Here is a 12,120-nt window from a genome sequence, read left to right on the forward strand (position 1 = left end):
CGTTTCAGGCCCCATGAGCGACGATCTCTTCAGCCACAACCCCGCCAAGAGCCGCTACGAGCTGGAGGTCGACGGCCTGATCGCCTTCGCCGACTACCAGCGCAGCGGCCATCGCCTGGTCATCCCGCACGTGGAGGCCGATCCCGCCCTGCGCGGCACCGGCGCGGCCGGACGCTTGATGACCAAGGTCGCCGAGGTGGCCCGGGCCGAGGGCATGCGGATCACCCCGCTGTGCTCCTACGCCGCCGCCTGGCTGCGGCGGAACGACCCCGAACTGATCGCCTGAGCGGCCTCGCCAGGCGGATAGTTTCAGATCGCCGCCCAAACTGGCGCCTCGTGAACGTTTGCAACGCAGCAAAGCCTTGTCGAGCGTGCGGCTACTCGTGCTAGAACTTTCGTGACGGTCCAGCGCGCCCTGCCGGGAGCCTGCGCGACCGTGAGCGAAGGCTTGGATTTTCATGGTTGATATCAAGACGGTCGGCGTGATCGGCGCCGGCCAGATGGGTTCGGGCATCGCCCATGTCTGCGCGCTGGGCGGCTATGACGTTCGCCTGCACGACATCTCGCGCGAGCGCATCGACGCGGGCCTGGCCCTGATCGAAAAGAACCTCGCCCGCCAAGTGGCGCGCAACATCATCGACCAGGACGCCGCCGACGCCGCCCTGGCCCGCATCACCGCCGCCGAGGCCATCGAGACCGTCGGCCAGACCGATCTCGCCATCGAGGCCGCCACCGAGAACGAAGAACTCAAGAAGGCGATCTTCCGCAGCCTGCAGCCGCACCTGAAGCCCGACACGCTGCTGGCCTCGAACACCTCGTCGATCTCGATCACGCGCCTGGCCTCGACCACCGACCGGCCCGAGCGTTTCATCGGCTTGCACTTCATGAACCCCGTGCCGCTGATGAAGCTGGTCGAGATCATCCGCGGCATCGCCACGGACGTGCCGACCTACGAGACGGCCGTGGCCTTCGCCAAATCGCTGGGCAAGATCACCAGCAACGCCGAAGACTTCCCCGCCTTCATCGTCAACCGCGTGCTGGTGCCGATGATCAACGAGGCGATCTACACGCTGTACGAGGGCGTCGGCACCGTCGAGGCCATCGACACCGCCATGAAGCTGGGCGCCAACCATCCGATGGGCCCGCTGGAACTGGGCGACTTCATCGGCCTGGACACCGTGCTGAGCATCATGAACGTGCTCTACGAGGGCCTCGCCGACAGCAAGTACCGCCCCTGCCCGCTGCTGGTGAAGTATGTCGAGGCCGGCTGGCTTGGCAAAAAGACCGGCCGCGGCTTCTACGACTACCGCGGCGAGGTCCCGGTCCCGACGCGCTGAGGCGTCGGGCTACCAGAGGATCGGAACGTCGTAGGCACGCACCTCCTCGTCTACAGTGGCCAAGAGGAGGTCGCCCCCTCTTCGCCTGCGCGACCAGGATGCGATCCCACGGATCACGATGATGGTCGGGTAACGCGGCCGCGGCAGCGCAATCACCCGGTAGAATCGGCAGCCAGGACAGCCCCTGGTCCTGCACCACCTTTTCAAGATCTACTGGCATGCGTTCGAGGGACGCTCCACGCGCCCTCAGTCGCTTGTAGAGAACCTCGTATATCGACACCGCGCTGACAAAAATCTCGTTGTTCAGGTCGAGCATTGCCCCGGCTACCGCGGGCGAAAGCTTCGCTTGATCAGTCAGGCTCCAGATCAGGACGTGGGTATCGATCAGTAGCCGCATTTCAGCCCCCTAAGTCGAGCTGAAGGCTATCAAACAGGCCCACCTAAGCCCCAAGGATACGCGGGACTTCGCGGGAACCGCTCGGGCTCGTCTGAGCTTCGCTATGTCCGAGGAATTATCGGGGCGTCCATCAGGGCTTCGATTTCCGGATCCGGGCGGATGAAAAGATCATCCGGGAGATCCAGCTTGAGGTGTTCCCAAGCCCCCAACCGGCGCTGCGCCTTGGGCTCTTCGAGCCCTTTCGGCTTTTTCTCGACTTTCACCGTAGCGATGATCCTGCCATCGCGGACGAGCGTCATGTCTTCGCCGCGTCGATTACGGCCAGGAGTTCGTCAAGGCTGTTTAGCTTGGCGATGTCGAACTGGATCGTCATGGGCGAAGTCTAACACGGCCTCGCCCGTCCGACGACTCACCCCGCCCCCAGCGCCACGGCCGTGTGGTAGACGACGAAGGCCGCCAGATAGGCCAAGCCGACCATGTAGAAGAACATGACGGTCGGCCAGATCCAGCTGTTGGTCTCGCGCTTGACCACGCCCAGGGTGGGCATGCACTGCGGCGCGAAGACGTACCAAGCCAGGAAGGCCAGAGCGGTGGCCAGCGACCACTGCTGCGACAGCAGGGTGCTGAGCGCATCGTGGGAGTCGGCGTCGCCGCCGACGGCGTAGACCGTGCCCAGCACCGCCACGGCCACTTCGCGGGCGGCCATGCCGGGGATCAGGGCCACGGTCATCTGCCAGTTGAAGCCGATGGGCTCCATGACCGGCGCGATTAACTTACCCACGCGGCCGGCGATGCTGTAGTCGATGGCCGGCCCGGTCGCGCCTTCCGGCGGATAGGGGAAGGTCGACAGCACCCAGACCAGCACCATCAGCGGCAGGATGATGCGGCCGGCGCGGTTCATGAAGATCTTGGCGCGGGTCCAGAGGTTCAGCGCCACGTTGCGCGGCTCGGGCCAGCGGTAGGTCGGCAGCTCCATCATCAGCGGCTCGGCCGCGCCGCGCCAGAAGATGCGGCGGATGATGGCCGAGACCAGCAGGGCGAAGACGATGCCGGTCGCGAACAGGCCGAACATCACCAGGCCTTGCAGGTTGAAGACCCCCGCCACCGTCTCGCGCGGCACGAAGGCGCCGATGATCAGGGTGTAGACCGGCAGGCGCGCCGAGCAGGTCATCAGCGGCGCGATCAGGATGGTGGTCAGGCGGTCGCGCTTGTTGTCGATCACCCGCGTCGACATGATCCCCGGGATGGCGCAGGCGAAGCTCGACAGCAGGGGGATGAACGCCCGCCCGTGCAGGCCGGCCACGCCCATCAGCTTGTCCAGCAGGAAGGCCGCGCGGGTCATGTAGCCGCTGTCTTCCAGGATCAGGATGAAGAAGAACAGCACCAGGATCTGCGGCAGGAACACCAGCACGCTGCCCACGCCGGCGATCAGGCCGTCGGCGATGAAACTGGCCAGCAGGCCCTCTGGAAGATGTTCGGAGACCAGCCCCGCCAGGGCCGCGAAGCCGGCGTCGATGGCGTCGGCCGGCACGGTCGCCCAGGCGAACACCGACTGGAAGACGGTGAACATCAGGGCCGCCAGGATCAGCAGGCCGGCCACCGGGTGCAGCAGCACCGCATCGATCTTGCCGGTCAGGGTGTCGGGACGCTCGGGCGGACGCACGCAGTCGCGATAGATGCGCTGGGCCTCGCCGTGGGCGGCGCGGATCTCGGCCGCGCTCGGCTCGCGCCAGGTATTGTCGCCGACGTTCGAGTGGGTCAGCGTCAGGGTGTCGACCTGGGTCAGCAGCTCGTCGAGACCGCGCTTGCGGGTGGCCACCGTGGTGACGATCGGCGCGCCGATCTCGCGCGACAACTGTTCCAGGTCGATGCGCAGGCCCTGGCGCTGGGCGATGTCGAACATGTTGAGGGCCAGCACGAACGGGCGGCCCACCTGCTTGAGCTCCAGCACCAGGCGCAGCACCAGACGCAGGTTGGTGGCGTCGGCCACGCAGACCAGCACGTCAGGGGCGGTCTCGCCCGACAGGCGGCCGAGCACGGCGTCGCGGGTGACCACTTCGTCCGGGCTGCGGGCGCGCAGGGAATAGGTGCCCGGCAGGTCGAGGACGCGGATCGTCCGGCCGCCCGGCGTGACCAGCTGGCCTTCCTTGCGCTCGACGGTGACGCCGGCGTAGTTGGCGACCTTCTGGCGGGCCCCGGTCAGGGCGTTGAACAGCGCGGTCTTGCCGGAATTCGGATTGCCGACCAGCGCGATGCGCGCGGGCCGGATAGCGGTGTCGGTCAAAGCGTCTATCCGTCGAACTGAACGGTCACGGCGCGCGCCTCGCGGCGGCGCAGGGCCACGCGGGTGTCGTCCACCCGCACGGCGATGGGGTCACGGCCGAACAGGCCTTCCTGCAGGATCTCGATGCGCGCACCCTCGACGAAGCCCATCTCGAGCAGACGGCGCTCCAGCTCGTCGGGCGCCACGGCCTCGGCCGCGCCGGTCTCGCCGCGCACCGCGACGATGACGCCGGTCTCGCCGCGCGCGGCCGTGCTCAGGGCGCGGGTCGGCGCGTCGGAAGCAAGGGCGTCATCGGCGGTGAAGACGGCGTCGGACATTCTTGAGCCTCGCGGCGAAAAGTTGCGAACGATTATCAGCCCCAACCGCCACTGTCGATGAAAGATGCCCCTTAAGAACGCCGGTCGCGGAAAAAACTAACAGGCATGGCGCGGCGTAATGGCCCAGCCGCGTTAATCTATTCGACTCAAGGCCGCACAGGTTGCATTAATTTTTGCAAGCGATTCGTAGGGACTCGAAATGCGAAGGCTCAAGCTGGCTCTGCTGACCGGCGCCTATCTTTGCCTGGCTCTTATCGTCTCCCTGCTGCTGTGGCGCATGGGGGCGACCCCGGCTGTCGGCCTGTCGGCCTTCATCGGGACGCTCGGCCTGTGCTTCGCGTTCCACGGCATCATCGGCGGCATGTTCGACAACGCCCAGCTGAAGCTGGACATCGAGACGGTGCGCGAGGCCCACGGCATCCTGGTCGAGCAGATCGAGAAGATCGACGCGCGCATGACCAGCCTCGTGGAAAGCGTCGCCGAGGACGCCGAGAAGCGCTCGGCCGAGCTGACCAGCGAGGTCCACCAGCTCGAAGACCTGATGCAGCGCATGAGCGAGCGCCTGGAAAGCCAGCTGACCCACCAGGTCGCGGCCGCCCGCCACGACGCCCGCGGCCGTGGCGCCGCCGCCCCGGTCAACGCCGTGCTGGAAGCCGTCCAGGACGCCCTGGCCGAAAACCGCGTCGACCTCTACCTGCAACCGGTCGTCAGCCTGCCCCAGCGCCGCACCGTCTTCTACGAAAGCTTCTCGCGCCTGCGCGACGAGACCGGCCGCGTGATGATGCCGGCCGAATACCTGGCCGTGGCCGAGCCCGAGGGCCTGATGACGGCCGTCGACAACCTCTTGCTGTTCCGCTGCGTGCAGATCGTGCGCCGCCTGGCCAAGCAGGACCGCAAGGTCGGCATCTTCTGCAACATCTCGCTGGCAAGCCTGGCCGACGAGACCTTCTTCCCGCAGTTCCTCGAGTTCCTGCAGGGCAACAAGGACCTCGCCGGCTCGCTGATCTTCGAGCTGGGCCAGACCGCCTTCAACCAGCGCGGCCCGGTGGAAGCCCGTCACATGGCCCGCCTCGCCAGCCTCGGCTTCCAGTTCAGCCTCGACAAGGTCGTGGACCTGGATCTGGACTTCCAGGACCTGGCCCGCGCCGACGTCAAGTACGTCAAGGTCGGCGCCCAGCTGATCCTCGACCAGCTGGAAGAGCAGGACGGCAAGCTGGTGCTCAGCTCCCTGCCCGATCTCAACGCCGCCGACTTCGCCGCCCTGATGCGCCGCTACGGCGTCGAGGTGATCGCCGAGAAGGTCGAGGCCGAGCGCCAGATCGCCGAAATCCTCGATCTCGACATCGGCTACGGGCAGGGCCACCTGTTCGGCGAGCCGCGCGCCATCCGCGACGCCGTCCTGGCCGAGACCGATCCGCCGGCCGACTTCGTCCAGGCCCCGCTGCGCCGCCGCGCCGCCAACTGGTAGACCGCCTTTCAATTTCGAACTTCGACCGCCGCCGGGGCCCGCTCCGGCGGCGGTTTTCGTTTGACCGCAAGCATCGGAATGACGCGCGACGGCAACGGCGCGATCCTGTCGGCAGATCCGAAAGGAGACCGACATGACCCCCATCTACCTGACCGACGACAAGCGCTGGGCCGCCATCGAACGTCGCGACCGCGCCGCCGACGGCGCCTTCTTCTGCGGCGTGCGCACCACCGGCGTCTATTGCCGCCCCAGCTGCGCGGGCCGTCCGCTACGTCGCAACGTCGCCTTCTACGAGACCCGGGAAGCCGCCCGCGCGGCCGGCCTGCGCGCCTGCCTGCGCTGCCGCCCCGACGAGCCGATCGAGACCCTGGCTTACGGCTTGGGCGACACGCCGCTGGGTCTGGCCTTGGCCGCGAGTTCCAAGGCGGGCCTGGCCCTGCTGGTCCTCGGCGACGACCGCGTGGCGATGGTCGAGGACCTGGCCGCCCGCTTCCCCCGCGCCCAGTTGATCGAGGATCAAGACAGCGTCGCGGCGGCCCTGGCCGCTCTGAGCGCGGCGATCGAGGGCAGCGCGGGCGCCGGCCTCGCGCTCGACGAACGCGGCACCGAGCTGCAGCGCGCCGTCTGGAAAGCGCTGCGTGACATCCCCGCCGGGTCCACGGCCTCCTACGCCCAGGTCGCCCGCGCCATCGGCCGGCCCGAAGCCGTGCGCGCCGTGGCCCAGGCCTGCGGCGCCAACCCGCTGGCGGTGCTGACGCCCTGCCACCGCGTGGTGCGCTCGGACGGCGGCCTTTCCGGCTATCGCTGGGGCGTCGAACGCAAGAAGGCCCTTCTGGAGCGGGAGCGCGCCGCTTGAACCTGGACTGGACCCGCATCGCCGCCGAACTCGACGCCCGGGGCTGGACCCTCACCGGCCCGGTCCTGACGCCGGAGACCTGCGCCAGGGCGGCCGCGCTCTATGCGCAGGAGGCGCCGTTCCGCAGCCGGGTGGTCATGGCCCGCCACGGCTTCGGGCGCGGCGAATACAAGTACTTCGCCTATCCCCTGCCCGAGGTCGTGCAGAAGCTGCGGGCGGGGCTCTATGCGCCGCTCGCCCAGATCGCCAACGGCTGGATGGCGCGGCTGGGCGAGGACGGGCGGTTTCCGGAGACGCTGGACGGCATGCTGGAGCGCTGCCACGCGGCCGGCCAGGCTCGGCCCACGCCGCTGCTGCTGACCTATGACCCCGGCGACTACAACTGCCTGCACCAGGACCTCTACGGCGAGCACGTCTTTCCGCTGCAGGCGGCCTTCCTGCTCGACCAGCCGGGACGCGACTTCGAAGGCGGCGAGTTCGTCATCGTCGAACAGCGGCCCCGCCAACAGTCGGCCGCCCAGGTCGTGCCCCTGGCCCAGGGCGAAGGCGTGATCTTCGCCGTGCGTGAACGGCCGGCCGAGGGAACGCGCGGCGTCCACCGCCGCATCCTGCGCCACGGCGTCAGCGAGGTGCGCAGCGGAACCCGTAGGACGCTGGGCGTCATCTTCCACGACGCGACGTGAGGCGCGAACCCGTTGCTGGATCGCGCCCGCACACCATATGAGCGGGCGCGCGGTCCTGCGGGATGGCCGGCGCGACGCCATTGACGCTCCCGCCTATGACCGGTACCCGCCCAATCCATGATCGACTTTCCCGCCGGCCTCTCCGCCCTGACCGACCGCTACGACGTGGTGCTCTGCGACGTCTGGGGCGTCATCCACAACGGGGTTCGCAACTTCCCCGAGGCCTGCGAGGCGCTGGAGCGGTTCAACAAGGACCACGGGCCGGTGGTGCTGATCTCCAACGCCCCGCGTCCGTCGCAGGACGTGCTGTCCCAGCTGGACGGCCTGAAGGTGCAGCGCGAGGCCTGGAGCGCCTTCGTCACCAGCGGCGACGCGACCCGCTCGCTGCTGACGCCTCGTGCGGGCGAGAAGGTATGGAAGATCGGCCCCGAGCGCGACGCGCCGCTGTGGGCCGGCCTCGACCTGACGCTCGCCGGCTGCGAGGACGCCGACTTCATCCTGTGCTCGGGCCTCTATGACGACGAGGCCGAAACCCCCGAGGATTATCGCGACCGCCTGAAGGTGGCCGCCGACCGCGGCCTGCTGTTCATCTGCGCCAACCCCGACCGGGTGGTGCAGCGGGGCGACAAGCTGATCTTCTGCGCCGGCGCCCTGGCCGACCTCTATGAAGAACTGGGCGGCAAGGTGGTGATGGCCGGCAAGCCGTTCGCGGCGATCTATGATCTCGCCCTCGCCGAAGCCGAGCGCCTGAAGGGCGGCCCGGTGGACCGCTCGCGCGTGCTGTGCATCGGCGACGGCATCATCACCGACGTCCTGGGCGCCGAGAACCAGAAGCTGGCCTGCCTGTTCGTCGCCAAGGGCATCCATGGCGACAAGGCGCTGGGCCCCGACGGCCTGCTGGCGCCCGAGGCGGTGGCCAAGCTGCTGGCCGCCGAGAGCGTCGGCGCGACCCACGCCATCGCCGATCTGGTCTGGTGAAGACCGCTCGGCGCGCTACAAAACCCCAACGACAATCATAAGAACGCAGGATCGGGGATCATGCAGGGTCTCTTTCTCGAGGACTTGACCGTCGGCCAGGCCGCCGAATTCAGCCGCACCGTGGGCGAGGCCGACATCCAGGCCTTCGCCGACGTCACCGGCGACACCAATCCCGTCCACCTCGACGCCGACTACGCCGCCACGACCAGCTTCGGCGAGCGCATCGCCCACGGCATGCTGTCGGCCGGCTACATCTCGGCGGCGCTGGGCACCACCCTGCCCGGCCCGGGCGCGGTCTATCTCTCGCAGTCGCTGAACTTCAAGCGGCCGGTGCGCATCGGCGACACGGTGGTGGTCAAGGTGGCTGTCACCGCCATCGACGAGGCCAAGGGCCGCGTGACCCTGTCGACCACCTGCATCGTCGGCAGGAAGGCCGTAGTCGACGGCGAGGCCGTGGTCCTGGTTCCGAAGAAGGGCGCCTGAGCATGGATCAGCGCGTGCGCCTGAAGATCGTCCACGGCTGGAAGGACGTGCCGGCCGAAGAGAAGGGCGCGGCCGTCGCGCTGGGCAATTTCGACGGCGTGCATCGCGGCCACCAGCAGGTGATCGCCGAGGCCGCCAAGGCGGCGCGCGAGCTGAAGGTCCCGCTGGGCGTGGTCACCTTCGACCCGCACCCCCGGCGCCTGTTTCGCCCCACCGAGCCGGCCTTCCGGCTGATGACCATCGAGCAGCAGGCCCGCCTGCTGAGCGATCTGGGCGTCGACTTCCTCTACCTGCTGCCGTTCGACTTCGAGATGGCGACGCTGGACGACCGCGCCTTCGCCGAGCGGGTCCTGCACCAGGGCCTGGGGATCCGCCACGTTGCCGTCGGCTTCGACATCTCGTTCGGCAAGGGCCGCACCGGCAGCCCCCAGGCCATGAAGGCCTATGGCGAGGAACTGGGCTTCTCGGTCTCGGTCGCCGAACCGGTGGCCAATCGCGACGGCGAGAAGTTCTCGTCCACCGGCGTACGCGAGGCCCTGCGCGCCGGCCATCCGGAGGAAGCCGCCCGGATCCTGGGCCGCCCCTTCGCCATCGAGGGCGTGGTGCGCCGCGGCCAGCAGCTGGGCCGCCAGCTGGGCTTTCCCACCGCCAATGTCGAGATCGTCGACTATGTGGTGCCCAAGCTCGGCGTCTACGCCACCCGCACCCGCCTGCCCGACGGCCGGGTGATCCCGGGCGTCGCCAACCTCGGCAACAACCCGACCACGGGGGAGGTCGAGACCCGGCTGGAGACCTGGCTGTTCGACTTCGACGAGGACCTTTACGGCCAGGTCATCGAGACCCAGCTGATCGCGTTCCTGCGTCCGGAGCTGAAGTTCGACAGCATCGAACTGATGATCCAGCAGATCCGCTGCGACGAGACGCAGGCCCGGGCGATCGTGGCTCCGCAGTTTTAGACCCGATAGCCGCTCCACAAGGAACCGCCCTTGCGGGGGAGGCGATCGCGAAGCGATCGGTGGGGGGGTGTGAATGCAGAAAAGGCCGGCGCGGCGGAAGCTGAAAACTTCCCCCCACCGGCCTTCGGCCGCCTCCCCCACAGGGGGAGGTTCCTCGACGGTCGATCCGCTACCGGATCAGCGGATCCCCGGCACCTGCAGCGCCGCTTCCCGCTCGGCCTTCTGGGCGTAGGCGAGATCGCCGTACTTGGCGTACTCCATCCGGGCGATGGTGCGGCAGTGCACCTCGTCGGGGCCGTCGGCCAGGCGCAGGGTGCGGATGCCGGCATAGAGCTTGGCCAGGCCGTAGTCGGTGGTGACGCCGCCGCCGCCGTGGGCCTGGATGGCGTCGTCGATCACCTTGAGCGCGATGCGCGGGGCGGCGACCTTGATCATCGCGATCTCGAGGCGTGCGGCCTTGTTGCCGGCCTTGTCCATCATGTCGGCGGCCTTCAGGCACAAGAGGCGGCACATCTCGATGTCGATGCGGGCCTCGGCGATGCGCTGCTCCCACACCGAATGCTCGGAGATGTACTTGCCGAAGGCCTTCCGGGTCATCAGGCGCTTGACCATCTTCTCCAGCGCCACTTCCGCCGCGCCGATGGTGCGCATGCAGTGGTGGATGCGGCCGGGACCAAGGCGGCCCTGGGCGATCTCGAAGCCGCGCCCCTCGCCCAGGATCAGCCCGTCCTCGACCGGCACGCGCACGTCCTTCAGGATCACCTCGGCATGGCCGTGCGGGGCGTCGTCGTAGCCGAACACCGGCAGCATGCGCACCACCTCGATGCCCGGCGCGTCCAGCGGCACCAGCACCTGGCTCTGCTGCTGGTGGGTCGAGGCGGTCGGATCGGTCTTGCCCATGACGATGGCGACCTTGCAGCGCGGGTCGCCCACGCCCGAGGACCACCACTTGCGGCCGTTGATGACGTAGTCGTCGCCGTCACGCTCGATGCGGGTCTCGATGTTGGTGGCGTCCGAGCTGGCCACCGCCGGCTCGGTCATCAGGAAGGCCGAACGGATCTGGCCGTTCATCAGCGGCCGCAGCCAGCGCTCCTTCTGCGCCAGCGTGCCGTAGCGCATCAGCACTTCCATGTTGCCGGTGTCGGGCGCCGAGCAGTTGAAGACCTCCGACGCGAAGCCGATCTTGCCCAGCTGTTCGGCGATCAGGCTGTATTCGAGGTTGGTCAGTTGCACGCCCTCGAACTGGAACGTGTCGTCGACATGGGTCTGGCCGCTGTGCGGCGGCATGAAGAAGTTCCACAGCCCCTCGGCCTTGGCCTTCTGCTTCAGGTCCTCCAGCACCTGGACGACCTTCCAGCGCTGGTCGGCGGGAACGTCCATCTCGGCTTCGTAGACGGGGACGGCCGGACGCACGTGCGCGTCGATGAAGCCGTTCACCCGGTCGAGGAATTCCCGCTGGCGGGGAGAGATGTCGAAGTCCATGGCGTTCCCGATCCCTGGTTCAAACACTTGTTTGAAGCATATGTAGCACCGAGTTGACGGGCGCGGCAAGCGGGCGTTGCGGCCGCTTTGAACGTTCGCGTCGTCTTGCGCCCGGATGGTCGCCAGACGGCTTGCCAGCCGCCCGCTCCTGGCGGAAAACACCGGTCATGAACCTGACCATCAAGCCCCTCGAAGGCCGCTACGTCCGGCTGGAACCGATCACCCCCGACCTGCGCGACGAGCTGCGCGGCGCCATCGACTGTGATCCCGACAGCTGGGAGATCATGTCGGTCAACGGCTGCGGCGAGGGCTTCGAGGACTGGTGGGGCGCGCTGCTGGGCGAAAGCGACCGCGGCGAGCGCGTCGGCTTCGCCATCCGCCGCAAGTCGGACGGCAAGATCGTCGGCACGTCGAGCTATCTGAACATCCGCCGCCTGCACAAGGGCCTGGAGATCGGCTCGACCTTCCTGCACCCCGACGCCCGCTCGGGCCCCGTGAACCCCGAATCCAAGCGCCTGCTGCTGGGCCACGCCTTCGACGCCGGCGTCATCCGGGTCGAGTTCATGATCGACGTGCGCAACGCCCGCAGCCAGGCCGCGGTCGAGAAGCTGGGCGCCACCAAGGAAGGCGTGCTGCGCAGCCACAAGATCACCTGGACCGGCCACGTGCGCGACACGGCCGTGTTCTCGATCACCGATTTCGACTGGCCGGGCGTCAAGCAGCGCCTGGAGTTCCGCCTCAGCGAAGACTTCGTCTAAAGCTCGCGGCGACCGGGAAAACCGGGGTGTCGCGAGCGCCACAGGCGAAAGCGATTGCGACACCCTGCCGCACCTATACCTGAGCAATACATAAAAAACCACCGTTATCCTTCTCTCGTAA

At 68.0% G+C, this 12,120-nt stretch carries 13 protein-coding genes and 1 pseudogene; 9 read left to right on the forward strand and 5 right to left on the reverse strand.

Going from position 1 to position 12,120, the window contains the following annotated elements; translation table 11 throughout:
- Positions 1-13: 13 nt before the first annotated feature.
- Together SGCZBJ_RS11735 and SGCZBJ_RS11740 are read left to right on the forward strand one after the other, a co-directional pair.
- Entirely contained in the window at positions 14-286 is a 273-nt protein-coding gene (locus tag SGCZBJ_RS11735) for a GNAT family N-acetyltransferase (RefSeq protein ID WP_101715107.1), read from the forward strand.
- 172 nt (positions 287-458) lie between these two features.
- Entirely contained in the window at positions 459-1,337 is an 879-nt protein-coding gene (locus SGCZBJ_RS11740; RefSeq protein ID WP_101718183.1) for a 3-hydroxybutyryl-CoA dehydrogenase, read from the forward strand.
- 88 nt (positions 1,338-1,425) lie between these two features.
- Here SGCZBJ_RS11740 and SGCZBJ_RS26520 read toward each other — a convergent pair.
- The 4 genes and pseudogenes from SGCZBJ_RS26520 to SGCZBJ_RS11760 all read right to left on the reverse strand — a co-directional run.
- A pseudogene (locus tag SGCZBJ_RS26520) lies at positions 1,426-1,734 on the reverse strand (type II toxin-antitoxin system VapC family toxin); the annotation flags it as partial.
- Between the two features lie 101 nt (positions 1,735-1,835).
- Complete coding sequence (locus SGCZBJ_RS11750) at positions 1,836-2,033, reverse strand: hypothetical protein (RefSeq protein ID WP_101718185.1); 198 nt, start codon at positions 2,031-2,033, stop codon at positions 1,836-1,838.
- A 110-nt stretch (positions 2,034-2,143) separates the two neighbouring features.
- Positions 2,144-4,027 carry a ferrous iron transport protein B gene (gene feoB, locus SGCZBJ_RS11755; RefSeq protein ID WP_165799319.1) on the reverse strand — a complete coding sequence of 628 codons (1,884 nt, stop codon included), beginning with the start codon at positions 4,025-4,027 and terminating at the stop codon, positions 2,144-2,146.
- A complete protein-coding gene (locus SGCZBJ_RS11760) occupies positions 4,024-4,335 on the reverse strand; it encodes a FeoA family protein (protein WP_101718187.1) in 312 nt (103 codons plus the stop codon). Before SGCZBJ_RS11760 ends, feoB begins: the two co-directional genes overlap by 4 nt.
- A 199-nt stretch (positions 4,336-4,534) precedes the next feature.
- Here SGCZBJ_RS11760 and tipF point away from each other — a divergent pair, with 199 nt between their 5' ends.
- From tipF to SGCZBJ_RS11790, 6 genes are all read left to right on the forward strand, one after another.
- The gene (gene tipF, locus SGCZBJ_RS11765; protein ID WP_101718188.1) at positions 4,535-5,803 is read left to right on the forward strand and encodes a flagella assembly cyclic-di-GMP phosphodiesterase TipF; all 1,269 of its coding nucleotides are present in this window, start codon (positions 4,535-4,537) and stop codon (positions 5,801-5,803) included.
- Positions 5,804-5,936: 133 nt separating this feature from the next.
- Positions 5,937-6,659: a methylated-DNA--[protein]-cysteine S-methyltransferase gene (locus tag SGCZBJ_RS11770; RefSeq protein WP_101718189.1), complete on the forward strand. Its 723-nt coding sequence runs from the start codon at positions 5,937-5,939 to the stop codon at positions 6,657-6,659.
- The gene (locus SGCZBJ_RS11775; protein WP_101718190.1) at positions 6,656-7,342 is read left to right on the forward strand and encodes a 2OG-Fe(II) oxygenase; all 687 of its coding nucleotides are present in this window, start codon (positions 6,656-6,658) and stop codon (positions 7,340-7,342) included. The genes SGCZBJ_RS11770 and SGCZBJ_RS11775 overlap by 4 nt, the downstream gene beginning before the upstream one ends.
- 117 nt (positions 7,343-7,459) lie before the next feature.
- On the forward strand, positions 7,460-8,320 hold the full coding sequence (locus SGCZBJ_RS11780) for a TIGR01459 family HAD-type hydrolase (protein ID WP_101718191.1): 861 nt from the start codon (positions 7,460-7,462) through the stop codon (positions 8,318-8,320).
- A 60-nt stretch (positions 8,321-8,380) separates the two neighbouring features.
- Positions 8,381-8,803, forward strand: a complete 423-nt coding sequence (locus tag SGCZBJ_RS11785; protein WP_101718192.1) for a MaoC family dehydratase — start codon at positions 8,381-8,383, stop codon at positions 8,801-8,803.
- 14 nt (positions 8,804-8,817) lie between these two features.
- Positions 8,818-9,759: a bifunctional riboflavin kinase/FAD synthetase gene (locus SGCZBJ_RS11790; protein WP_101718480.1), complete on the forward strand. Its 942-nt coding sequence runs from the start codon at positions 8,818-8,820 to the stop codon at positions 9,757-9,759.
- Positions 9,760-9,936: 177 nt separating this feature from the next.
- On the opposite strand, the gene SGCZBJ_RS11795 is transcribed toward SGCZBJ_RS11790, so the two are convergent.
- Positions 9,937-11,241 (reverse strand): acyl-CoA dehydrogenase family protein, encoded by a 1,305-nt coding sequence (locus SGCZBJ_RS11795; protein WP_101718193.1) that lies wholly within the window; start codon positions 11,239-11,241, stop codon positions 9,937-9,939.
- Between the two features lie 167 nt (positions 11,242-11,408).
- On the opposite strand from SGCZBJ_RS11795, the gene SGCZBJ_RS11800 reads away from it, so the two are divergent.
- Positions 11,409-11,999 carry a GNAT family N-acetyltransferase gene (locus SGCZBJ_RS11800; RefSeq protein WP_101718194.1) on the forward strand — a complete coding sequence of 197 codons (591 nt, stop codon included), beginning with the start codon at positions 11,409-11,411 and terminating at the stop codon, positions 11,997-11,999.
- Positions 12,000-12,120 lie beyond the last annotated feature (121 nt).

Origin of the sequence: Caulobacter zeae, from assembly GCF_002858925.1 — a bacterium.
GTDB classification, from domain to species: Bacteria; Pseudomonadota; Alphaproteobacteria; order Caulobacterales; family Caulobacteraceae; genus Caulobacter; species Caulobacter zeae.

Excerpts from the sequence above, each read along its gene's own strand:
- SGCZBJ_RS11795 (WP_101718193.1), bottom strand. The coding sequence starts at position 11,241 with ATGGACTTCGACATCTCTCCCCGCCAGCGGGAATTCCTCGACCGGGTG.
- SGCZBJ_RS11760 (WP_101718187.1), bottom strand. The coding sequence starts at position 4,335 with ATGTCCGACGCCGTCTTCACCGCCGATGACGCCCTTGCTTCCGACGCG.
- SGCZBJ_RS11770 (WP_101718189.1), top strand. The coding sequence starts at position 5,937 with ATGACCCCCATCTACCTGACCGACGACAAGCGCTGGGCCGCCATCGAA.
- SGCZBJ_RS11735 (WP_101715107.1), top strand. The coding sequence starts at position 14 with ATGAGCGACGATCTCTTCAGCCACAACCCCGCCAAGAGCCGCTACGAG.
- SGCZBJ_RS11800 (WP_101718194.1), top strand. The coding sequence starts at position 11,409 with ATGAACCTGACCATCAAGCCCCTCGAAGGCCGCTACGTCCGGCTGGAA.
- SGCZBJ_RS11785 (WP_101718192.1), top strand. The coding sequence starts at position 8,381 with ATGCAGGGTCTCTTTCTCGAGGACTTGACCGTCGGCCAGGCCGCCGAA.
- tipF (WP_101718188.1), top strand. The coding sequence starts at position 4,535 with ATGCGAAGGCTCAAGCTGGCTCTGCTGACCGGCGCCTATCTTTGCCTG.
- SGCZBJ_RS11740 (WP_101718183.1), top strand. The coding sequence starts at position 459 with ATGGTTGATATCAAGACGGTCGGCGTGATCGGCGCCGGCCAGATGGGT.
- SGCZBJ_RS11750 (WP_101718185.1), bottom strand. The coding sequence starts at position 2,033 with ATGACGCTCGTCCGCGATGGCAGGATCATCGCTACGGTGAAAGTCGAG.
- SGCZBJ_RS11780 (WP_101718191.1), top strand. The coding sequence starts at position 7,460 with ATGATCGACTTTCCCGCCGGCCTCTCCGCCCTGACCGACCGCTACGAC.